This window comes from Mycobacterium sp. 20KCMC460, from assembly GCF_022179425.1.
In the GTDB taxonomy this organism is placed as follows: domain Bacteria; phylum Actinomycetota; class Actinomycetes; order Mycobacteriales; family Mycobacteriaceae; genus Mycobacterium; species Mycobacterium kiyosense.
This window is the reverse complement of the sequence record NZ_AP025524.1, coordinates 3,976,890-3,997,845: the sequence shown is the minus strand read 5'-3', so window position 1 is coordinate 3,997,845 and position 20,956 is coordinate 3,976,890. Positions and strand designations below refer to the sequence as shown.

The following is a 20,956-nucleotide window of genomic DNA, read 5'->3' as shown; positions in this document are numbered from 1 at the left end:
CTAAGCCAGTCGAGAAACGGGCAGGGGAACATGGGAATGCCGGCCGGGCCGCTCGCGGGACTGCCGCAGATCGTCACACTGACGATGAATCCGGCGATCGACGTCACCACCGCCGTGGGGGTGGTGCGTCCGACCGAGAAACTTCGCTGCAGCTCTACCCGCTACGACCCCGGAGGGGGTGGCGTCAACGTCGCCCGGATCGCCAGGGTCCTGGGCGGTTCGGTGTTTGCGGTTTTCCCCGCGGGCGGCTCGACCGGTGGCCTGCTGACGTCGCTACTCAGCGAGGAGGAGGTGCCGTTCGCCGAGATTCCGATCACGGCTGCCATCCGGGAAAGCTTCACCGTCAATGAATCCAGTACCGGCCGCCAATACCGGTTCGTGCTTCCCGGACCCCAGCTGAGCGACCGGGAACAGGCCAGATGTCTGCAGGAGTTGCGGATGGCGGCCCGCTCGGCGCAGTTTGTGGTGGCCAGTGGCAGCCTGCCTCCCGGGGTGCCCGACGACTTCTACGACAGGGTCGCCGAGCTGTGCCACGGCGTGGGTGCCTCGCTCATTCTGGACACCTCGGGTGCGGCCCTCGAGTGTGTCTCGTCCGGGGTGTTTCTGCTGAAGGTGAGCGTGCGCGAACTACGGGAATGCGTCGGACGCGAATTGCTCACCGAGACAGATCAATTGGAGGCGGCGCAAGAGCTGATCGCACTCGGGCGCGCGCAGGCCGTGGTGGTGTCGCTCGGCTCGCACGGCGCATTGCTCGCGACCGCTCGGGAAGGCCTGCGATTTGCGGCGGTTCCCATGGCGGCCGGCAGCGGGGTGGGCGCCGGCGATGCGATGGTCGCCGGCATCACGGTGGGCTTGAGCCGGGGCTGTGCGCTGCCCGAGGCGGTGCGGCTCGGGATCGCCGCGGGCGCGGCGATGTTGTTGACCCCCGGCACGGCACCCTGCTCGGCCGCGGACGTGAACCGGTTGCTCGAGCTGGCCGCGCAGCCTTTCGACATCGCCCGCGTTGGCGTCTCAGGTGGGGCCGAACGGCCCCTGCCCAAATGACCACGCACGCCTTAGCCTGAGAGGCAACGATCGCAAGCAGGAGCCGACTATGAACCCACTTGACGCCAAGTCGGTGACCGTGGGCGTGAACGGTTCGCAAGCCGCGGTCAATGCCGCAAAGTGGGCGATCGATGAGGCGGTCAGCCGGCAGGTGCCACTTCGGCTGGTGTACGTCATCGCCAACCACGGGCTTTCCGCCGCATCCGATTGGGATCTCGAGCGCGCCGAAACGGCGCTGTCTCAAGCGGAATGCGCCGTGCTGAGCACCGCACGCAGTGAAGGGAAGTTCGTCGAGGTCGACACGGTGGTACTGTCCGGGGACCCGGCCCAGGTCCTGGTCGACGAATCGCTGGACACGGCCTTGGTCTGCGTGGGCACCGCCAGGCGGGGCTGGGCGACCGACGGGTCGCTGGGTCCCACCGCCGCCGCGCTGGTGGCGCGGGCGCACTGCCCGGTGGCGGTCATCCGCACCAACTACGACGGCTCCCCGACCCGGCTGGGGGTGATCGCGGTGGTGCTCAACGACGAGGCCGACAACGACGAAGTGGTGCGTGCGGCGATGGAGGAAGGGCGGCGCCGGCACGCGATGGTGCGCCAGATCGACCGTCGGCTGGACAGTTGGGTCCGCCGTTATCCCGACGTCCCCGTTCAGGTGGTGGCATCGGGAACCGGGCATGAGGTCAGCGGAAAACATGGCGGCGCAATAGATCTCGCTGTCATAGGCCAGAACGATGCCGATGCGTTGCCGGGCCTGGCGACGCCGAACTGTCATCCGATCCTGGGCTACCCGGACTGCTCGGTACTACTGGTGCGGCACTGATCGTCGGGGTCACCGCAACAGCGAGACGAGACTGATCACCACCAGTGCGGTCAGGGTCAGCATCTGCGGCCACGGTCGCCACGGCGTGGCCTGAATGGCGTAGGACATCTCCTTGAGCGGTGATGTCTGCGGGGGGGCGGCGCGATCGGCGGGCACCGGTGTATGGAACTGGTGGAAATACAGCTGAATGAGAGTGGCCCCGATCCACAGGCCGGCCAGGAAGCTGACCGGTTCGATGCCGCGCCATACGATCAGCGCCGCGATCGCGACGGTCAAGATCATGGCCACGAGGTCGGACACCGAGGTGGCCGAGGGCTTGGCGCCGTACTGTTTGTCCAGCGCCGCCCGACGCCGGCGGTACGGCAACGCGAAGAAGATGAACTTCACCAGGATGTGCACCCCGAGCACGACGGTCACGACGACCGCAACTGTATTGAGCATTCCCCCACCTAATCCGGAACCAAGGCCGCACGTCCACCCGGTTGAGGACTAAAGCCCCACGACCCGCGGCCGTTCGGCCAATAGCGTCATAGGTGTCGAAGGAGAACGCAGATGTCAACCTCACTGAAGCAACACGGAATCGTCGTCGGGGTTGACGGGTCGGCTGAATCGTGCGCTGCCGTCGGGTGGGCAGCGCAGGAGGCCGCGATGCGGAACCTCCCACTGACCTTGGTCCACACGTTGAATGCTTTCGTGCCGACCTTCCCGCAGGTTCCGCTGCCGGCCGGGGTGGCCGTGTGGCAGGAGGAAGACGCCCAACGGGTGCTGGAGGACGCTGCCAAGCTCGCCCAGGACGTCGTGGAGGGGGACCGGAACATCGCCATCTCAATGGATATGAGGTGCGCCCCGGCCGCGCCGACGCTGATCGACATGTCCGAAGACGCCGCAATGGTGGTGGTCGGCAGCCACGGGCGCGGCGCTGCCGGACGAGCCGTGCTGGGTTCGGTCAGCTCGGGCGTGCTGCACGGCGCCGCGTGTCCGGTAGCCGTCATCCGTGACTACGACCAACGGTCGGCCCACGAGTTGCGGCGCGTCGCGGCGCCGGTAGTGGTCGGTATCGACGGCTCACCGGTGTCCGAACTGGCGACAGCGATCGCGTTCGACGAGGCAGCGTGCCGCGGTGTCGATCTGGTGGCGGTGCACGCATGGACCGATCTCGACGCGGCCGACCTGCCGGGGCTGGACTGGCCGGCGATCAGGTCAGAAGTCGAGGAGGTGCTTGCCGAGCGGCTGGCAGGTTGGCAGGAACGTTATCCTGACGTCACCGTCCACCGCGTCGTCAGTTGCGGGCGGCCTGCCCAGGCACTCCTGGAGCACGCGAACTCGGCCCAGCTGGTGGTGCTGGGGAGCCACGGCCGGGGCGGGCTGAAACGGATGCTGTTGGGCTCGGTCAGCCACGCCGTGGTGCATTCCACCCACACGCCGATCATCGTCGCCCGGCCCACCTAGGGCGGCGCATGCCATGACGGTTGCGATCACCGGTGAGGGGCTGGCAGAGTCGGCAAAGATGGCCGCGCAGCCCTTTGTCGACGTTCATGAAACCCACACGGGTGTGGTGATTCTCGCCGGTGAGCGGGCATACAAGGCCAAGAAGCCGGTGCTGACCGACTTCCTGGACTTCCGGGCACCCGAGCAGCGTGAGCACGCCTGCCGGCGGGAAGTCGAACTGAACAGCCGGTTGTCCCCGCACAGCTACCTCGGCATCGCGCGGCTCAGCGACCCGACCGGCGGCCCCGCCGAACCGGTGGTCGTCATGCGCCGCTACAGCGACGACGACCGCCTGGCGACCAGGGTCGCGCGCGGGGAGGACGTCGAATCCATCCTGGACACGATCGCCGGGGTGCTCGCCCGCTTCCACGACCGCGCCGAGCGCGGCCCGGCGATCAGCGTGCAGGGCGGTGTCCCGGCTATCGGCCGCCGCTGGTCCGACAACCTCAACGAACTCGATCGCTTTGCACGCGAACCGCGTTCGCCGATATCGCCCGAGTCGGTGGACCGGGTGCGGCGACTGGCTGAGCAGTACCTTGCCGGCCGTGCCGCGCTGATCGACCGCCGGGTCGACGAAGGTGCCGTGGTCGACGGTCACGGCGACCTGCTGGCCGGCGACATCTTCTGGACCGACGGCCAACCGGCGTTGCTGGACTGCCTGGAGTTCGACGACCAACTGCGCTACGTCGACCGCATCGACGACGCCGCCTTTCTGGCCATGGACCTGGAATTCTTGGGGCGCAAGGATCTTGGTGAATTCTTCCTGGAGTGTTACCGCTCCTACGCCGCCGACACCGCGCCGGCCTCGTTGCGGGACTTCTACATCGCCTATCGTGCGGGCGTGCGCGCCAAGGTTGATTGTGTGCGTCGGGCGCAGGGTCACGCCGAGTCCGCAGCGGAGGCGGTCCGCCACCTCGCCATCGCCGTGGAACATCTGCGGGCCGGCGCCGTTCGGTTGGCCCTGGTCGGCGGAAACCCGGGCACCGGGAAGTCGACGGTGGCGCGCAACCTGGCGCAGGCCGTGGGGGCGCGGGTCATCTCCACCGATGACGTGCGCCGCGAGCTCCGGGAATCCGGTGCGATCGCCGGTGAATCGGGCGTGCTGAACGAGGGCCTGTACAGCGCGGACAACGTCGCGGCCGTCTACTCGGAGGTGATGCGCCGCGCGCACACCTTGGCCGGCCACGGGCAATCGGTGATCCTGGACGGCACCTGGGGCGATCCCCGGCATCGGCAGCAAGCCAATGATATTGCCGCACAAACACATTCGACGTTGATCGAAATCATGTGTAGCGCAACTTCGGACGTCGCCGCCGAACGCATCCGGACCAGGAAGCCGGGCGCTTCGGAGGTGACCGCTCCGATCGCGGGGGCGATGGCGCAGCGCCGCGACGGCTGGGCCACCGCGCACGTCGTCGACACCTCGGGCACGGTGGAGCAGGCAAAGCAAGCGGCACAAGAAGTTTGGCGACGCGCCGTCTAGGGACCCGGTTCAGCAGGAGAGGAAGATGTCGACAAGCACCGATTTGGCGAGCTACTCCGGCGGCATGCCGGCATTGACTCGGGCAGGCGGCTGAGATGCCGACCGCAGTGCCCGACCGTGGGGTCATCGAATATGCGGTAGGTCTGGCCGGCCGGGCGCCTTCGCTGCACAACAGCCAGCCCTGGCGTTGGGTAGCCCGGGCCGGGACGCTACAGCTGTGGGCCGACCCGCGGATGTCGATGCCGGGCACCGACCACAGCGGCCGGGAACTGACATTGAGCTGCGGGGCGGCGCTGGACCACCTGCGGGTCGCGCTGGCCGCCGTCGGTTGGGATACCAGCACCGAGCGGCTGCCCGATCCACACGATTCGGAACTACTGGCGACCTTGACGTTTCATCCGTTGTCCGCGGCCTCGGCGGGCGCCCAGCGCCTGGTGGAGGCGATCGGCCGGCGACGTACCGACCGGTTGCCCTACGCCGCACCCGCCCCCTGGCCGGCGCTGGCCTCCAACCTCCGCGATGTCGTGCAGCCCTACCAGGTGGGTCTGGACGTGATCGCCGACGACGAGCGCCCCCGCTTGGCCGAAGTCTCCCGCCTCACCGAGACCCTGCGTCGCTACGACACCACCTACCTGACCGAACTCCGTTGGTGGACATCGCCGTTCGACTCGGACAGCACCCGGGTTCCGGACAGCTCGCTGGTGTCCACGGCCGAGGCCGCCCGAGTGGACGTCGCCCGCGCATTCCCGCCGGCCGGCGGTGGCCACCGCCGTGCCGGCATCGACCACGACCACTCCAAGATTCTGGTGCTGTCCACGGCCGGCGACGACACCCTGGACGTGTTGCGTTGCGGCGAAGCGCTTTCGGCGGTTCTGCTCGAATGCACCGCGGCCGGCATGGCGACCTGCACGCTGACGCACCTGACCGAACTGGAACAGAGCCGCGACATCATCGCCGAGATGACCGGCCGCCACGGCCGGCCGCAGCTGCTGATCCGGGTCGGTAGATCGCCGGCGCACGAACAACACGTCGAAGCTACCGCCCGCCGCCCGGTGGCCGACATCCTCGAATTCGCCGACTGAACCCTCGTGGGATCGCGGGAAGGAGATGCCCCGATGACCAAGCACTGGCTGGTGATGGAGCCCGACGGGCAGGGCGCACCCGCACCGTACGTCGCCCGGGTGGCGGGCGCCGGGCGGTATCTGCCCGAAACCCGGCTCACCACCGACGAATTGATGGCGACCACCCGCCACCACACGCACATCGACCTGGAGCGGCTGACCGGCATCCGCGAACGCCGGGTGGCGGCGGGCGACCAGGATTCCTACACCCTGGCGGTGTCGGCGGCGCTGAACTGCCTGGCCACCGCGCAGCAGGACCCGGCGTCACTCGACGTGGTGATCAGCTGCAGCATCACCAAGTTCCAGGGCGGCCTCACCCAATGGCTGGAACCGACCATGAGTGGTGCGATCGCCCGCGGGATCGGCGCGCACGGCGCGATGACCTTCGACGTGTCCAACGCGTGTGCCGGAATGCTCACCGGCGTAACGATTCTGAACAACTGGATCCGCCAGGGGGTGGTCGAGCGGGGCCTGGTGGTCAGTGGTGAGTACATCTCCCAACTCAGCGACAACGCCGCCCGGCACATCCGCAACATCATGAGCAAGGAGTTGGCCTGCCTGACCCTCGGCGACGCCGGCGCCGCGCTGCTGCTGGAACGGGCACCGGCCGGCTCGGCGGGCATCGCGCTCGCCGGGTTCACCACCGTCGCCGACTACAGCCGGCTGTGCCTGGCGTATCCGCAGGGGCACGACCCCGGCGCGCGGATGTTCACCAACTCCCGCGGGATACAGCAGGCGGCGATCGCCAACACCCCACTGCTGCTGCACGAAGTCCTTGACGCCGTGGGTATTTCGGTGCACGACATCGACCACGTGATCACCCACCAGACGTCGGCCCGGGCGATCCGCAAGGGGATGACGCGGCTGACCGAGGAGTTCGGCGACAGCCCTCGACACGACGCGGTGATCACTGTCGACCGGTACGGCAACACGGCCTCGACCACCCACACGGTGGCCCTGGTGGAGGAACTCGAGGCCGGGCACATCGCGGCCGGGGAACGGATCGCGTTGCTGGCGCTGGCCTCCGGGCTGGAGATCGGTGTGGTGTTGGTGACTCTCGACGAGGATCTGGTGAAGCGCTATGGGCACAGTCATTGATCGGGTCGACATCGCGCGGCCCCGGTTGCGCGGACGGCACAGCTCCCTGCATCTGGCTGTCGCGGCGGCCAACAAGTGCCTGCACCATGCCCGGTGCGACCCATCCGAGTTGGACCTGGTGGTCAATGCCGGCATCTACCGCGACCGCAACCTGGGCGAACCGGCGCTGGCCGCGCTGATCCAGGACGACATCGGCGCCAACCCGGAGGACCCGCACGCCGGTGCGCACGGCACCTTCTCCTTCGACATCGCCAACGGCTCCTGCGGCGTGCTCACCGCGCTGCAGATCGTGGACGGGTTCCTGCGCAGCCGCGCCATCCGGCGCGCCCTGGTGGTGGCCGGCGACGCCGATCCGGGCCACGGCATGAGCGAGCATTTCCCGTTCTCACCGACCGGTGCCGCGCTGTTGTGCGGCTGGCGTGACGACGGCTACGGGCTGGGACCGGTGTCCTGGGTGAACGCGACCGAGAACCCCGAGCAGGCCGAATCATTGGTCGCCACAGTCGGATTCGCGGACGGCCGCAACGTGCTGCGGTTCGGCCAGTCGCCGGCGATGGACGAGAACTTCGCCGCCGCGGCCGCGCAGGCAGTGCGGGACTGCCTGGCCGCGGAGTCGCTGCGGCTCGCCGAACTCGACCGGATCGTCGCCGCTCCGGCCCGCGACGGCTTCCACTCGGCGCTGGCCGAACACCTCGGTGTGCCGAGCGAGATGATCGCCGTGGCCGGGGACCAGCGCGTGCACACCGCGGCGCTGGCGGCGGCCTACGACGAACTGCTGCCGCACCTGCGGGCCGGGGCCCGGGTGCTGTTCGTCGCCGCCGGTGCCGGCGTGACCGCGGGTGCCGCCCTGTATCGGCGGCCACCGGAGGCCGTCGGGGATCGCTCGTTCACCTGACGTAAGCCCCTTATTCATCGAGTTGAGGACTAAAGCCCCGCGACCGGGGTGGGCCCGGGCAATACCCTTCGGGTGTCAAGGGATGTCACAGGGCGTCAAGGGGTGTCCGGGAAAGGAACGACATGAACGCATCCGTGCAACGTCGCGGTGTGGTGGTGGGAGTCGACGGCTCCGCGCCGTCAAACGCTGCCGTGGTCTGGGCGGCGCGGGACGCGGCGCTACGCAATGTGCCGCTGCACCTGGTCCACATGTTCAAGAGCTACGTGGCGACCTTCCCGCAGATTCCGATGGCCGGCGGCGCGGCGGTCTGGCAGGATGACGACGGCCGGCTGATCCTCGAGGAGGCCGTCAAGCTGGCGCGGGAGTCGGCGTCCAGCCCGATCGAGATCACCAGCGAGGTCAAGGTCTCCCCGCCGGTCCCGACCATGGTGGAGCTGTCCGAAGAGGCCGAGCTGGTGGTCGTCGGCAGCAACGGACGAGGCCTGGTCGGGCGCGTCCTGCTGGGATCGGTGAGCTCGGGTGTGTTGCGCAGTGCCAAGTCTCCCGTCGTCGTCGTGCGCGACGACGCACCCGCGGTGGGCGAGGACGCGCCGGTGGTGGTCGGCATCGACGGGTCCGAGGCCTCCGAGCTCGCCACCGCCATCGCGTTCGACGAAGCGTCGCGTCGCGGGGTCGACCTGAAGGCGGTGCACGCCTGGAGCGACGCCGAAGTGCTCGATTTCACCGGCATCGACTGGGAGGCACTGCAGACCGAAGCCGAACAGATCCTGGCCGAGCGGCTGGCGGGATGGCAGGAACGCTACCCCGATGTCACCGTGCACCGCATCGTCGTCCGCGACCGCCCGGCGCAGGAGCTGATCGAGCAGGCGAAATCGGCTCAATTGCTGGTGGTAGGCAGTCACGGCCGCGGGGCGATCGGCAAGCTGCTGGGCTCGGTCAGCAACGCCGTCGTGCACTCCGTGCACACGCCGGTCATCGTGGCGCGCCCGGCGTAATTACGCCGGTCAGGAAGCCCGCGCCGGGGGTTGCAGACGCTCGACGGCGGTGGCGGTCAACACCGTGCCCCAGGCGTGCGCGGCGCTGCGCCGCATCGCCTGCGGATCCCCGGTGGTGACGAAATGGCGGGGCGCCGGGCCGGGCTGACGCAGCCGCGGATAGCGCGCCGCGACGGCCGCGGCCAGCTGCGCGGCCGGGTCGACCAGTCGGGCGTGCGGTAGTGCCGCCGCGAACCAGCGCGCGGCCGCGGGGTAGTGGGTGCAGGCCAGCACCAGCGCGTCGGCTTGTCGCAGAGGCGCGATGATCCTGTCCAGATCGGCCTGAAATCGCGGCGAGCCGGTGCGGCCGGCCTCGATGTGCGCCGACAGCGGCTGCGCGACCCGGGACACCACCGTCCGGCCGGGCCGGGCCAGGCCGCGCCGGTAGTGACCGGCGGCGATGGTGCGCCGCCCACCGACCACGGCGACGCAGACCGCGTCGTCGGGAACCGAGGCGACGCCGTGGCCGATGATGCCCTCCACCGGCACTGCGGTATTGAGTCGATCGGCCACCGTGCTGGCCGCGTTGCACGCCAGCACCACCTCGGTGGCGCCGCGCCGGGCGAGGGCGGCGACCACCGAAGTCAGGCGACCGGCCAGTTCGTCGGCGCCCATCCGGCCGTAGGGTGTGACGCCGGCGTCCGACCAGTACAGCACCGGCAACCCCGGGGCGAGGCGGTCCAGGTGGGTGAGCAGTCCGACGCCGCCGATGCCCCAGTCGACGATGCCCAGGCACGGTTCGGCGGGCATGGCGGTCACGGGTAGGACAGCGGGGCGGTCTGCCCCTTGTCCAAGGGCCCGGAGTCGAAGGCCAGTACCCGCGCCTGCAGCGTCGTCGTCAGCGTCTCCAGCCGGGTGCCGGGGAAGCGACTGCCGAAATACCAGCGGTACTCGTGTTCGGCACGGATCGGATTGTGCCGCAACATATTCCGCCAGTCCGGATGTGAGGTCAAGGCGGCCAGGTCGGCGGCGAACTGCGGCCTGCGATAACGGGTGCGCAGGTGCGCGCGCGCCGAGTGGGCCAGCAGCGGCAACTCGCGCAGTCGCACCGGTTGCTCGACCATGTCGACCACCCATAGCCGTCCGCCCGGCGCCAGCACCCGGCGGATCTCGGCCATCACCGGATCCCAGTCCAGGTAGCGGAAGGACAAAAACGAGATGACCACGTCGACGTGATTGTCGGGTACGTCCAGCGTCGGTCCGCTGACCTGGCCGAAGCGCAGCCGCGTCCGGCCGTGGCTGCGCTCGCGCGCCCGGTCCAGCATGCCGGCGGAACTGTCCAGCCCGACGGCGAAGTCGATGTCGCCGTTGTCGTCCAGGGCGCGCAGCAAAGCGCCGTTGCCGCAACCGATTTCCAGCACCCGCACCCGGCGCCCGAGGTCGGCGTGCACGGCGGTCAGTCGGTTGGCGACCCACCGCCACTCGGTATCGCGGACGCGGATGTCGGCGTAGGCGCGGTCGTACAGTTCGGCCACGCGATCGTAGGATCGCTCGGGTTGCGTTGCGGCGGGCTGGCTTTCGGTCATCGGTTCGGCAGCCGCGCCCAGGTACTTGCGTAGGCTGCCGGCCCACCCGTGCGACTTCTTCCCGGGCGCCGCGATCAGATAAAGCTTGGGGCGAGCCGCCGGTTGGCGGCCCGCCCAGGCAAACCGGTCCTTGCGAGTGGACACGGTCGTGTAGTTGTGGTTGCCGTAGGTCGCCACGCCGAAGACGTCGGCGAAAAAGGGTGCGAACCAGCGGGCGGTCCGGCAGGCGTGAAAGTAGGCGCGTCCGTTCGGGGCGAAAGGGATCGTCATGGCGCGCCACTCGTGCGGCGAAAACTGTTCGGGCCAATCGGTGGAACCGAACATGGGGCCGTACATTCCCGCATGACCGATCAAGTGGAGTTCGCTGATGACCCGGCCGGACAGGGCCAGCCAGGCCAGCTCGGTTTCGAAGTCGCCCTTGTGGTGCAGGCCGGAGACGATCACCTCGGCGTCGGGGCGTGCGGCGGCAAGCTCGCGACCCATGGTGGCCGCGGCCACCGCGAACTCGGACGAGCCGCCCCGGTAGTGGGTGGTGTGTCCGACCCAAATCACCGGCTTTCCTTGGCTTCTGGGTGCGACGTCGGCGAAGGGGATCCGCGAGTGGCTGCCCGCCGGGATCCATGCGCCGTAGTTGCCGACGAGCTCGAGCACTTCTGCGCGGTCCAGGTCGAAGACCCGCATCCCGGCCGCCGGCGGGCTGTACAGGTGCAGGGTGAGGCCGTCGGCTTCGGCGGTCATGTCGTGGATGTCGGCCGGCGAGATCGGGATCGGGACGCCCTCATCCCGGCTGATTTGTTCGGTGACGGCGAGTTGCGTTCCCCGCCAACCGAATCGACGTTCGTGGAATCGTCCCGTCAGGGGCACCACGAAGCCCCCTGAGCCGCCGTGGTCGTGCGGGGCGCAGCCGTGTCCCGGGCGCCAGCGGGCGAGCATGATCTCCACCCGGTCGTCGACCCGCAGAATCGACCGCGAATAAGGGTCGTTGTCGTTGGGGTATTTCGCCAGCGCCGCCAGCAGCGGCCGGGCCGCCGTCGTACGGGCGAGCAGGTCGGAACCGGGGACTTCGCCGCGCACGGCGACCTCGGCCAGCGCGTCCAGCAGTGCTGACACCTCGTCGAGTTGCTCGCGCCCGGTGGCAGTTGGGTGGTGCGCGATGTCGGTCATGTCCTGATCCCCTTGAGATCCGCCAGAGTCCCGGCTTGGCAGCCGGAGCGGCCGCCGTGATGATTTCGTTGCCGTTGTGATGGCAACGCTCTACTCGGGGCCTCTACAGATCCTTGGCGGATTCTTGGCGGATTCTTGGAACGCCGGTCAGTTGCAGAACGTGTTGCCGATGAACTGCCGGTCCGGCGCATCGCCTGAGTAGTTGGTCAGGTGCACCGCGGGCATGCCCTGGTATTGGGTGTTCATCTTCTCGGCGGTGGGCGGCGGAACCTGTTCGGGGAAGGCCAGGATCATGTCGGCGAAGATCTTCAGCCCGTCCGGACAGGTGGAGTCGGGGCGGGCCGGCTGCGGGTTCCAAGCGTGCACCACGACCCGGTCGGTGACCTGGTAGCCCGCGGCGCAGTTCGGGTCGCAGATCTTGAAGACCGCCGTGCCGGTGCCGTCGGCTTCCTGCGGTCCCCAGCTGCGCCAGGTCATGTTCTGCAGCGCCACGGCGACACTGGCGCAGCCGACCACGTTGAGCTTGTCGGGACGCCCGGCGGGCGGGACCGTGTGGTTATAGCAACCGGGAATGGCGAGATAAGGCGGCGGTTGGGGGGCCGTCGAGGTGGGCGGCGACGGCTTTTCCGCTGTTGACCTGGTCAGTTGCACGACCGTGACGACCAGGCCGGCGATTACCAGCGCAGCCAGTACCGCGAGGATGCGGGGCGAGAAGGGGAGGCGACGTCGTTCGGCTGGGGATAGGTCTTGGTCGTGCATACCCAACAGGTTTACCCGAATCTTTGGCCCGCCGGTCTGTTGGCCGCGAACGTAACCTGGCCGTCAATCTCAGGCCGAATGTTCGCAACCCGGTTACATTCGCGCGCTGCAGCGGCGGCCGCGCGGTCAGGCCGGGGCAGCTGCCACCGCACTCGTCATGGCGGCCAGGCGCCCGGTGATCAGCTCCTCGGCCTCGCTGACGATCCGCGACACCAACTCACCGACAGTGGGGATGTCGTTGATCAGGCCCATGGCGGTGCTGACGCTCCAGATGCCGGCGTCGACGTCGCCGTCGTCGAACACCCGCCGGCCGCGGACGCCGGCCACCAGGTCCTTGATGTCCTCGAACTGACCGCCCTTGTTGAGGATCTCGACGACTTCGCGGGACACCACGTTGGAGGCCACCCGCGCGGTGTTGTGCAGGCTGCGGAAGATCAACTCGGTGCCGCGTTCGTCGCCGGCCACGATGGCTTCCTTGACGTTCTGGTGAATGCAGGACTCGACGGTGCACATGAACCGCGAACCCATGTTGATGCCGTCGGCGCCCAGCGCCAGCGCCGCGACCAGGCCGCGGGCGTCGGCGAATCCGCCGGAGGCGATCATCGGGATCTCGATCTTGTCCGCTGCGGCGGGGATCAACACCAGACCCGGGATGTCGTCCTCACCGGGGTGGCCGGCGCATTCGAAGCCGTCGATGCTGATGCCGTCCACGCCCAGGCTCTGCGCCTTGACCGCGTGGCGCACCGAGGTGCACTTGTGCAGCACCTTGATGCCGTTGTCGTGGAACATCGGCAGGTGCGGGGCCGGGTTGGAGCCCGCGGTCTCGACGATCTTGATGCCCGCGTCGACGATCACCTTGCGGTACTCGTCGTAGGGCGGCGGGTTGATCGCCGGCAGAATGGTCAGGTTCACCCCGAACGGCTTATCGGTCAGGTCGCGGGTGCGGGCGATCTCGTTGGCCAGCTCGGCCGGGGTCGGCTGGGTGAGGGCGGTGATGAACCCCAACGCGCCCGCATTGGCAACGGCGGCAACCAGTTCCGCGCGCCCGACCCACTGCATACCGCCTTGGGCGATCGGGTGCTCGACACCGAAGGCCTCGGTGAACTTCGTCGTTAGTGCCACTGTTGTTTCTCCTGTTCGTGCGGTCGCTGCACGTTACCGCAGCCGCGCGTCCACGAGTATCACCAGGCCGCGAATCTGGCCGGCGGGCTTCCCGGTGGGGATACGTTCGCGGCAGGAGTTCAACTATTCCGGTAGACCTTCAGCGCGGTGGTGATCATCGGAATCTGCAGCGGCAGCCGGGCAATGGCAACCGCCCGCATGTACCAGGGCTTGTCCCACCACAGCCGGACCATGTTGAGGTTGCCGGGATAGACCCCGAGAAACAGTGCGACCGCGGCCAGCGCGCCCAGCCGGCGGGTGGCCGGCGCGAGCAGCAACGCGCCGACGCCGACCTCGGCGACCCCGGAGGCCAGGGTGTAGAACCGCGCGGTGCCGGGCAGCTCGACGGGGATGATCTCGTCGAACGGTTTGGGCGCCGCAAAGTGAAGGATGCCCATCCCAACCAGTCCAGCTCCCATCCGGGTCGCGGTCTTTTGGGCAGAGTCACGCTGTGCTATCTCGGTGGAGGTCATCGTCCCATTGTTACCTGCTCGACGATGGTCACCGGTATGCCGACCGTCGACGAGGGTGCTCGTCGCGGCGTGTTCGGACGGCCCGAGCCGCTCGGGAAGGTCAAGTGGTTTGCTGATTCTGTTGCGGTGCAACGTTTTTCATTGCCGGTTGGCGCGACGGTTGATCGCCCGTAACACCCAGGTGGGTGCGATGTCGGCGATCGTCATCAGCGCCTTGCCCTGCCGGCCCACGGCGTAGTGCGGGCCGTGCGGTAGTCGGGGCCGGGTCTGGGCGATGTCGAAGATGGACTCGGCGACGTCCTCGGGCGTGAGATGGACGCCCATGGTGCGCGTGCTTCCGGTTTCGACGCCGTCCACCATCCCGGTGTCGACGAAGAGCGGCCACACGGCACACACCCGGATACCGGCGTCGGCCCACTCCAGTTCGAGTGCTTCGGTGAGCCCGCGGATGGCGAACTTCGACGCCGAGTATGTCGCCAGCTCGGCCTGGCCGTACATGGCCGACGCCGACGACACGTTGATCACCTGGGCGTCGGGCGTCGCCCGCAGGTACGGGTAGGCCGAATGACAGCCGTTGAGCGTGCCGCCCACGTTGACGTCGATGATGCTGCGCTGCTGCTGCAGCGGAATCTCGGCGAAGCGGCCCGAGCTGAGGATGCCGGCGTTGTTGATCAGCACGTCGAGCCGCCCGCCGGTGTGCCCGGCCAGCTCGCTCAGCCGGGTGGTCCACGCGTCGGCGTCTTGGACTTCGAGGGAGTCGACGACGGCTTCGGGTCGCAGCGCTCGACGCAGCTCGTCGAGTGCCTGCGGGTTGCGGCCGTAGGCGGCCACCCGGTAACCCGCGCGGTCGAAACGAAGGGCCGTGGCCCGGCCGATTCCCGCTGTCGCACCGGTGATGGCGACGGTTTTCATGGTCACGGTTGCCCGCATAGAACGTCGCAGAAACGTCGCGCGGTCGTCAATGTTTCGCACTGCCCACAGGCCTTCGTGCCATCGGCGGCCGGATGAATGTTCGGCTTCTCCGCTCGGGCGCGAAATACACTGATCGGCAATTGTTTTAGATCTCGCTGACAGCACGGAAACGCTGCCGTTTAGCATGAGCGGGTACGCGCCTCCGCCAGGCAGGAGATCTCATGGTCGAGATTCACTTGGAACGAACCATCGCCGCGCCCGTGGAGCAAGTCTTCGACTGGCTGGCCGATCCCGCGAATCTGGCGGCGGCGCCGTTGGCCTTCAAAGCCGGGTGGGCCAAAGACTCTCCGGGCACCGGGGCGGGCGCGCTGCGACAGGTGGTGGGCGCCGGCACCTGGTTTCGCGAGGAGATCACCGCCTACGACCGGCCGCACAGCTACTCCTACCTGATCCTGCGGTCGTTTCCCGCGCTCGCTCACGACGGCGGCACCCTGACGTTCACCCCGTCGGGCAACGGCACCCATGTCGACTGGCTGACCAACTACACGCATCCGCTGTACGCCGGCGGCAAGGTGATGGAAAAGATCAGCCGCCCGCTGCTGCGGTCCAGCTTCCTGGCGATCCTGGACGCCTGCGCGAAAGCCCTGGAGAACTGAGCATGCATTCCGACCGGGCCCGCTCGCGCACCTTCGTGGTGACCGGCGCCGCCTCGGGCATCGGGCTGGCCACCGCCCAGCGCCTGCTCGACGAAGGCGGGACCGTAATCGGCGCCGACCTGGCCTCGCCGCCCGACCTGGGCCCCGCGTTCCACTTCGTGACGGCCGATATCAGCGACGACGAGGGCGTCGAGGCGGTGTTCGCCGCGGTGCCCGACCGGCTGGACGGCGTCGTGCATTCCGCCGGGGTGGCCGGCGGCGGCCCGGTGCATCTGCTGCCCCGATCCGAGTGGGACCGGGTGATCGGGGTCAACCTCACCGGCACGTTCCTGGTTGCCAAAGCGGCGCTGGCGCGAATGATCGAGCAACCCCGTGTCGACGGTGAACGGGGCTCGATCGTGACGCTGGCCAGTGTCGAGGGGCTCGAAGGTACGGCCGGCGGCAGCTCGTACAACGCCGCCAAGGCCGGGGTGGTGCTGCTGACGAAGAACATCGCGCTCGACTACGGGCCCAGCGGGATCCGGGCCAACGCGATCTGCCCGGGCTTCATCGAAACACCGTTGGCGGAAAGCGTATTCGGCATGCCGGGAATGGAGGGGCCGCGTGCGTCGATAACCCAGGAGCATGCCCTGCAGCGGTTGGGCCGGCCCGAGGAGGTCGCGGCGATGGCGGCGTTCCTGGTGTCGCCGGACGCGTCGTTCGTGACGGGTCAGGCGATCGCGGTCGACGGCGGATACACCGCCGGCCGCGATCATGGCGTGGTGCAGATGTTCGGCTTCCCACAGTGAGGAAACAACGATGACCGGGACCATCAGCATGCTGGGGCAGGCGTCTGGAATGCGCGAGCTGGTGCGCGCCGAAGCGGCTGGGTGTGAGGCGGCCCGCACCTTGACCGCCGCGGTCGTCGAGCAAATGTGGACCAGCGGGCTGATGACCGCGTTGGGCCCGATGCAGGCCGGCGGCATCGAGCCGTCGCTGGCCGAGATGATCGACACCTGGATCGAGATGGCTTGGCAGGACGGCTCTTTCGGCTGGATTGGGATCGCGAACATGCCGTCACGGTTCGCCGCGGCCAGCTATCTGCCCGACGACGGTTTCGCCGAGGTGTTCACCGCCCATGACAACCACGTCACCATGGGCGGACAGTTCTTTCCCAACGGGCAGGGGACCGTCGTCGACGGCGGCTACCGGCTCAGCGGGTCGTGGAGTTTCGGATCGGGCACCGGGCACTCGCAATACATCGCGGCCGGGTTCTTCCCGATGGACAACGGGGAGATGCGCTGGATCAGCGAAGGCATTCCCGACATGCAGGTGGCGGTGGTGCCGCGGCAGGAGATCCAGTTCAACGACGGCTGGCATGTGCAGGGCCTGAAAGGTACCGGGTCCTACGACTACAGCGCCGCGGATGTGTTCGTCCCGCAGTGTCGCACGTTCGGTCTGTTCGACCGCGTGCCGTTCCGCGGGACCTCGCCGGCCGCGCGGATGGGATTGATGCCGGTGACCGCGGCCGGGCACGCGTCCTGGGCGCTCGGAGTCGCCAAGAGCATGCTCGACGACGTCTCCGAACTGGCGGCGACGAAGTTCCGGATGAGCGACATGGCCTCGCTGGCCAGCCGGCCAACCTTCCAAAAGGGTCTGGCGCACCACGTTTCGGCGTGGCGGGCGGCGCGGTTGCTGGTGCTGGACGCGTTCGGGGCCGCCGAAGCCGCGGTCGCCGACGGCTCGGATCTGACCCCCACGCTGCGAGCGGACATGCGGGCGGCGGCGGTCTTCGCCACGGATGTCTCTCGCGAGTGCGCGGAGTGGGCGCATCTGGTGGCCGGCACCAGTTCGATCCGGGAGGGCAGTCGGCTTGAGCGGGCGTTCCGCGATATCTACACCGGTACGCAGCACGCGTTCATCAGCGAGAAGGTGGCCATGGACTGCGCGCAGATCTGGCTGGGCATCATCGACGACCAGTTCGGGCTCTGAATTTCGTTGCGGCGCTTGGCATTGTCGTGGCCGGGCGTGAAATGGTGGCGGTTTTCCGGTCGATTTTCCGCCCTGGTTTCACGCGCGGCGAAAAAGGACAAGGGCATCGACTACCATAGCCGGGTAAAGTCGGCTAACTTACCTAGATTACCCATGTATTGGGGGACGTGTCATGGATGACCACGCACTGGCCGCGCAGTTGGCCACCGACGCGGGCCGATTGCTGCTGCAGGTCCGCGAGGAGTTCGCCGACGCCGCGGCAGCTGAACGAAAAGCGGCGGGGGACAAGCGATCGCACGACTTCCTGATGGAGGCGTTCGGCCGCGAGCGGCCGCAGGACGCCGTGCTGTCCGAAGAGGGCGCCGACGACCCGGTACGGCTGCGCTGCGAGCGGGTGTGGATCGTCGATCCGCTGGACGGCACCCGGGAGTTCTCCGAATTCGGGCGCACCGACTGGGCGGTGCACGTCGCACTCTGGCAGTCGGGCGAACTCGTCGCCGGTGCGGTAGCGCTGCCGGCGCAGGGAATCACCCTGGCCACCCCGAATGTCGAGCCCCCGCCCGCCGCCGCCGGCAAACCGCGCATCGTGGTCTCGCGCACCCGCCCGCCGGCGATCGCGCTGGCCGTCCGCGACGCGCTGGATGGCACCCTGGTCGAAATGGGTTCCGCCGGAGCCAAAGTCGCCTCGATCGTGCAGGGGTTGTCCGACGTCTACGTGCATGCCGGCGGCCAGTTCGAATGGGACTCGGCCGCGCCCGTCGCGGTGGCCCGCGCCGCAGGTCTGTACACCTCCCGCATCGACGGATCCGCCCTGGCTTACAACCAGCCCGATCCCAAGCTGCCCGACCTGGTGGTGTGCCGACCCGAGTTGGCCGAGGCGGTGCTGGCCGTCACCCGCCAGTCGTGACGAACCGTTCGACGTAGGGCGCGAAGCGCTTTCGCAGCTGCTCCTTGTCGAGCCCGAGATCTTCGGGGTGGTACTCGACGCGTCCGAGCCGTCCGCGCCGGTGACCGGCCAGATACGCCGCCACCGCCTGTCGCGATTCGGCCGACGGCGCGTAGCCGGCGACGTCCCAAACCCGTTGCACCATCGCCAGATCGTCGGCCATGAACTCGTCGAACCGGACGTCGATGGTGCGTTCGGGCGGCAACCGGTCGTGGTCGCGCAGACACGCGCTGAGCAACTCGTCGATGCGGGTGATCCAATACTCGGCGACGGTGGGCACGTCGACCCGATCGACCGACATCCGCATGGTGTAGGTCATCATGGTGGCCATCGACACCGACACGTCGACCGGGTCGCGGTGGGTGATGATGAACGTCGCATCGGGAAAGACGTTGAGAATAGGGATGAATTGTTCGAGATGCTGCGGCGACTTGAGCACCCAGCGCCGGTCGTACCCATCCTGATGTTGCAGCACCTGCAGCATCATCCGCAGGAACTGGTAGCCGGGCGTCTGGTCGTGATCGCGCAGGTAGTCCGACCACCGCGGCAGGTGCGTCAGTGTGGTGAAGAACCCGCTGGAGAAGTCCTGGACCATCAGCCCGATGTCTTCGTGGATGTGGTCGATCGTCATCTCGTGCATCAGCTGGAAGTGCGGCATCAAGGTGTTGGAGATGTTCAGCGCATCGCCGGTGCGCTGGCGGCGCGGCTCGATGCTGCCGTCCTCGCCGGGCGCCGGCAGCGGCTCCTGGGCTTCCCAGTACGGCAGCGACCGCAGCGCCGGGTCGGCGGCGAGCAGGCTGTGCAGGTGCGTGGTGCCGGTGCGCGGCAGGCCGGCGATGACCAGCGGCGCCGCGATGTCGACGTCGAAGACCTCCGGATGCTTCTTGAGGTGGTCGATCACCCGCAACCGGCCCTTGAGGAAGGTCAGCATCAGCGAGAACGCGTAGGTACGGCCGAATGCGGTGAAATGCGGTAGCTCTTCGAAAGCTTCCAGCAGCACCGCCATTCGCTCGCGGTAGCCCTGGTCGCCGAAGTCGGTCAGGCCGGTCTGCGCGGACGCCTGCTCGTGCAGAGCATCCGGGGTCAGCGGGCAGTACTCGGCCATGGCTGCCATGCCGTCGATGATCGCCTGGGCTTCGGGGGTGAAGGTCGGCCGGGCCAGGTCGGTGATGTGCACGGCGTCGGTCACCCGACGGACCCTACCCGGTGGATTACACATTTTACAATAGATGTATTGATGTATGGTATCCGGATGGGTGCACCCGAAAGCTCGGCGGCGTGGCGTGAACTCCTCAGTGCCTTCGCCGATTTCGACGCACTGTTCCTGGAGGGTGCCAAGGCGGTGCGCGGTGAACCGGCCGTCGCCGAGGGCTACCAATTCCTGGCCACCATGCTCGGGATGGCGTTCGACGTGAACTTCTTCGCAGACCCGGTGGCGCCCCGGTTCGCCGATCTGCTGACCCCGTTTCGGCACGACCGCCGCTGGGGCGGCGACAACACCGACGCCTACTACAGCTACGCCGTCGTCGACCCGCGCCGCACCTACCGGGTCAGCGGCGCACCCAACGGCAGCGCCATGTACTCGGTCGCCGTCTACAACGAACCCGAACCCGGTGCCTGGCCCAACCGCACCATCGGCGTGCTCTACGACGAGCAGATGCCGTTGGACGCCGACGGACGGTTCAGCTGTGTGCTGGGTCCGGTGCGACCGGCCGGGTACGACGGCCCGTTCATCGCGCTGGACGGCGACGCACGCGGGGTGCTGACCCGCGACTATCACGTCGATCCCCGGCTGACGCGCCGCGTCGACTGGGCGATCGAGGTGATCGAGCACGGCGGCTTAGACGTGCAGCCGCTGAAAAGTGATGCGGCAGTTGCTCAGTCGCTACGAGCGGTGTTGCGCTGTGCCCAGGACATGTTCGCGATCGTGCCGCTGGTACTGCAGGAACGCAAGCCCGCCGAACTGGCCGACGGGCAGAATCTGTTCCAGAACACCTTCGCCCCGCCGTACCGCGCCGGTGCGGCCACGCATGGCTACTCGATGCAGAACGCGTGCTACGCGTTGGGTGCCTATGCGCTGGAACCCGACGAGGCGCTGGTGATCACCTCGACGCATCCGGCGTGCCGGTTCTGGAATCTGACGCTGTGGAATCAGTACATGGCCGCTCCGGATCTCGAATACGGCCGCGGTGGAATCAATTCCGGAACCGCGGTGCCCAACAGCGACGGCACCGTCACGATCGTGGTCAGCCGTTCGCTCCTCGAGCACCCCAACGCTCTGTCGACCAAGGACCACCCCGAGGGACTGCTGTCGTTTCGCTGGTTCCACGCCGACGAGTTGCCCGAACCGCCGGTCGCCACGCTGGTGCCTGCCGCCGAAGTTCCCCGTGCTGTCACTTGATTCC

The 20,956-nt window shown here is 68.2% G+C and carries 21 protein-coding genes; 13 read left to right on the top strand and 8 right to left on the bottom strand.

From position 1 onward, the window contains the following. Positions 1-30: 30 nt before the first annotated feature. The gene (locus MKCMC460_RS18505; protein ID WP_236982511.1) at positions 31-1,044 is read left to right on the top strand and encodes a 1-phosphofructokinase family hexose kinase; all 1,014 of its coding nucleotides are present in this window, start codon (positions 31-33) and stop codon (positions 1,042-1,044) included. A gap of 49 nt (positions 1,045-1,093) precedes the next feature. After that, positions 1,094-1,864 (top strand): universal stress protein, encoded by a 771-nt coding sequence (locus MKCMC460_RS18500; protein ID WP_236982513.1) that lies wholly within the window; start codon positions 1,094-1,096, stop codon positions 1,862-1,864. A 9-nt stretch (positions 1,865-1,873) separates the two neighbouring features. On the opposite strand, the gene MKCMC460_RS18495 is transcribed toward MKCMC460_RS18500, so the two are convergent. Then, positions 1,874-2,305, bottom strand: a complete 432-nt coding sequence (locus MKCMC460_RS18495) for a hypothetical protein (RefSeq protein ID WP_236982515.1) — start codon at positions 2,303-2,305, stop codon at positions 1,874-1,876. 111 nt (positions 2,306-2,416) lie between these two features. Here MKCMC460_RS18495 and MKCMC460_RS18490 point away from each other — a divergent pair, with 111 nt between their 5' ends. The 6 genes from MKCMC460_RS18490 to MKCMC460_RS18465 all read left to right on the top strand — a co-directional run bounded on the left by MKCMC460_RS18490 (position 2,417) and on the right by MKCMC460_RS18465 (position 8,944). Continuing rightward, complete coding sequence (locus MKCMC460_RS18490; RefSeq protein WP_236982517.1) at positions 2,417-3,313, top strand: universal stress protein; 897 nt, start codon at positions 2,417-2,419, stop codon at positions 3,311-3,313. Between the two features lie 13 nt (positions 3,314-3,326). After that, on the top strand, positions 3,327-4,835 hold the full coding sequence (locus MKCMC460_RS18485; protein ID WP_236982527.1) for a bifunctional aminoglycoside phosphotransferase/ATP-binding protein: 1,509 nt from the start codon (positions 3,327-3,329) through the stop codon (positions 4,833-4,835). 95 nt (positions 4,836-4,930) lie between these two features. After that, entirely contained in the window at positions 4,931-5,917 is a 987-nt protein-coding gene (locus tag MKCMC460_RS18480; RefSeq protein ID WP_236982529.1) for an NAD(P)H nitroreductase, read from the top strand. A 33-nt stretch (positions 5,918-5,950) separates the two neighbouring features. Next, positions 5,951-7,054: a 3-oxoacyl-ACP synthase III family protein gene (locus tag MKCMC460_RS18475; RefSeq protein WP_236982531.1), complete on the top strand. Its 1,104-nt coding sequence runs from the start codon at positions 5,951-5,953 to the stop codon at positions 7,052-7,054. Beyond that, positions 7,038-7,949: a 3-oxoacyl-[acyl-carrier-protein] synthase III C-terminal domain-containing protein gene (locus MKCMC460_RS18470; RefSeq protein ID WP_236982533.1), complete on the top strand. Its 912-nt coding sequence runs from the start codon at positions 7,038-7,040 to the stop codon at positions 7,947-7,949. The genes MKCMC460_RS18475 and MKCMC460_RS18470 overlap by 17 nt, the downstream gene beginning before the upstream one ends. Positions 7,950-8,071: 122 nt before the next feature. Beyond that, a complete protein-coding gene (locus tag MKCMC460_RS18465; protein WP_238304681.1) occupies positions 8,072-8,944 on the top strand; it encodes a universal stress protein in 873 nt (290 codons plus the stop codon). 9 nt (positions 8,945-8,953) lie between these two features. Here the strand turns inward: MKCMC460_RS18465 and MKCMC460_RS18460 are convergent, their stop codons facing one another. The 6 genes from MKCMC460_RS18460 to MKCMC460_RS18435 form a co-directional block, all read right to left on the bottom strand. Beyond that, on the bottom strand, positions 8,954-9,733 hold the full coding sequence (locus tag MKCMC460_RS18460) for a glutamate racemase (protein ID WP_236984009.1): 780 nt from the start codon (positions 9,731-9,733) through the stop codon (positions 8,954-8,956). Positions 9,734-9,738: 5 nt separating this feature from the next. Then, positions 9,739-11,673 (bottom strand): methyltransferase domain-containing protein, encoded by a 1,935-nt coding sequence (locus MKCMC460_RS18455; RefSeq protein ID WP_236982536.1) that lies wholly within the window; start codon positions 11,671-11,673, stop codon positions 9,739-9,741. 147 nt (positions 11,674-11,820) lie between these two features. Continuing rightward, the gene (locus tag MKCMC460_RS18450) at positions 11,821-12,375 is read right to left on the bottom strand and encodes a hypothetical protein (RefSeq protein WP_236984011.1); all 555 of its coding nucleotides are present in this window, start codon (positions 12,373-12,375) and stop codon (positions 11,821-11,823) included. A gap of 183 nt (positions 12,376-12,558) precedes the next feature. Further along, positions 12,559-13,554 carry a nitronate monooxygenase family protein gene (locus tag MKCMC460_RS18445; RefSeq protein WP_255731165.1) on the bottom strand — a complete coding sequence of 332 codons (996 nt, stop codon included), beginning with the start codon at positions 13,552-13,554 and terminating at the stop codon, positions 12,559-12,561. Positions 13,555-13,673: 119 nt separating this feature from the next. Further along, positions 13,674-14,066 carry a hypothetical protein gene (locus tag MKCMC460_RS18440; RefSeq protein ID WP_236982539.1) on the bottom strand — a complete coding sequence of 131 codons (393 nt, stop codon included), beginning with the start codon at positions 14,064-14,066 and terminating at the stop codon, positions 13,674-13,676. Positions 14,067-14,204: 138 nt separating this feature from the next. Further along, the gene (locus MKCMC460_RS18435) at positions 14,205-14,978 is read right to left on the bottom strand and encodes an SDR family oxidoreductase (RefSeq protein ID WP_309297854.1); all 774 of its coding nucleotides are present in this window, start codon (positions 14,976-14,978) and stop codon (positions 14,205-14,207) included. 221 nt (positions 14,979-15,199) lie between these two features. On the opposite strand from MKCMC460_RS18435, the gene MKCMC460_RS18430 reads away from it, so the two are divergent. From MKCMC460_RS18430 to MKCMC460_RS18415, 4 genes are all read left to right on the top strand, one after another. Further along, positions 15,200-15,634, top strand: a complete 435-nt coding sequence (locus MKCMC460_RS18430; RefSeq protein ID WP_236982542.1) for an SRPBCC family protein — start codon at positions 15,200-15,202, stop codon at positions 15,632-15,634. 2 nt (positions 15,635-15,636) lie between these two features. After that, positions 15,637-16,422 (top strand): SDR family NAD(P)-dependent oxidoreductase, encoded by a 786-nt coding sequence (locus MKCMC460_RS18425; RefSeq protein WP_236982544.1) that lies wholly within the window; start codon positions 15,637-15,639, stop codon positions 16,420-16,422. A gap of 10 nt (positions 16,423-16,432) precedes the next feature. Next, positions 16,433-17,605 carry an acyl-CoA dehydrogenase family protein gene (locus tag MKCMC460_RS18420; RefSeq protein ID WP_236982553.1) on the top strand — a complete coding sequence of 391 codons (1,173 nt, stop codon included), beginning with the start codon at positions 16,433-16,435 and terminating at the stop codon, positions 17,603-17,605. A gap of 172 nt (positions 17,606-17,777) precedes the next feature. Beyond that, positions 17,778-18,512: a 3'(2'),5'-bisphosphate nucleotidase CysQ gene (locus MKCMC460_RS18415; protein ID WP_236982555.1), complete on the top strand. Its 735-nt coding sequence runs from the start codon at positions 17,778-17,780 to the stop codon at positions 18,510-18,512. On the opposite strand, the gene MKCMC460_RS18410 is transcribed toward MKCMC460_RS18415, so the two are convergent. Continuing rightward, positions 18,496-19,770 (bottom strand): sulfotransferase, encoded by a 1,275-nt coding sequence (locus tag MKCMC460_RS18410; RefSeq protein WP_370652875.1) that lies wholly within the window; start codon positions 19,768-19,770, stop codon positions 18,496-18,498. The genes MKCMC460_RS18415 and MKCMC460_RS18410 overlap by 17 nt on opposite strands. 33 nt (positions 19,771-19,803) lie before the next feature. Between MKCMC460_RS18410 and MKCMC460_RS18405 the strand changes: the two genes are divergently transcribed. Beyond that, positions 19,804-20,952: a DUF1214 domain-containing protein gene (locus tag MKCMC460_RS18405; RefSeq protein WP_236982559.1), complete on the top strand. Its 1,149-nt coding sequence runs from the start codon at positions 19,804-19,806 to the stop codon at positions 20,950-20,952. Positions 20,953-20,956 lie beyond the last annotated feature (4 nt).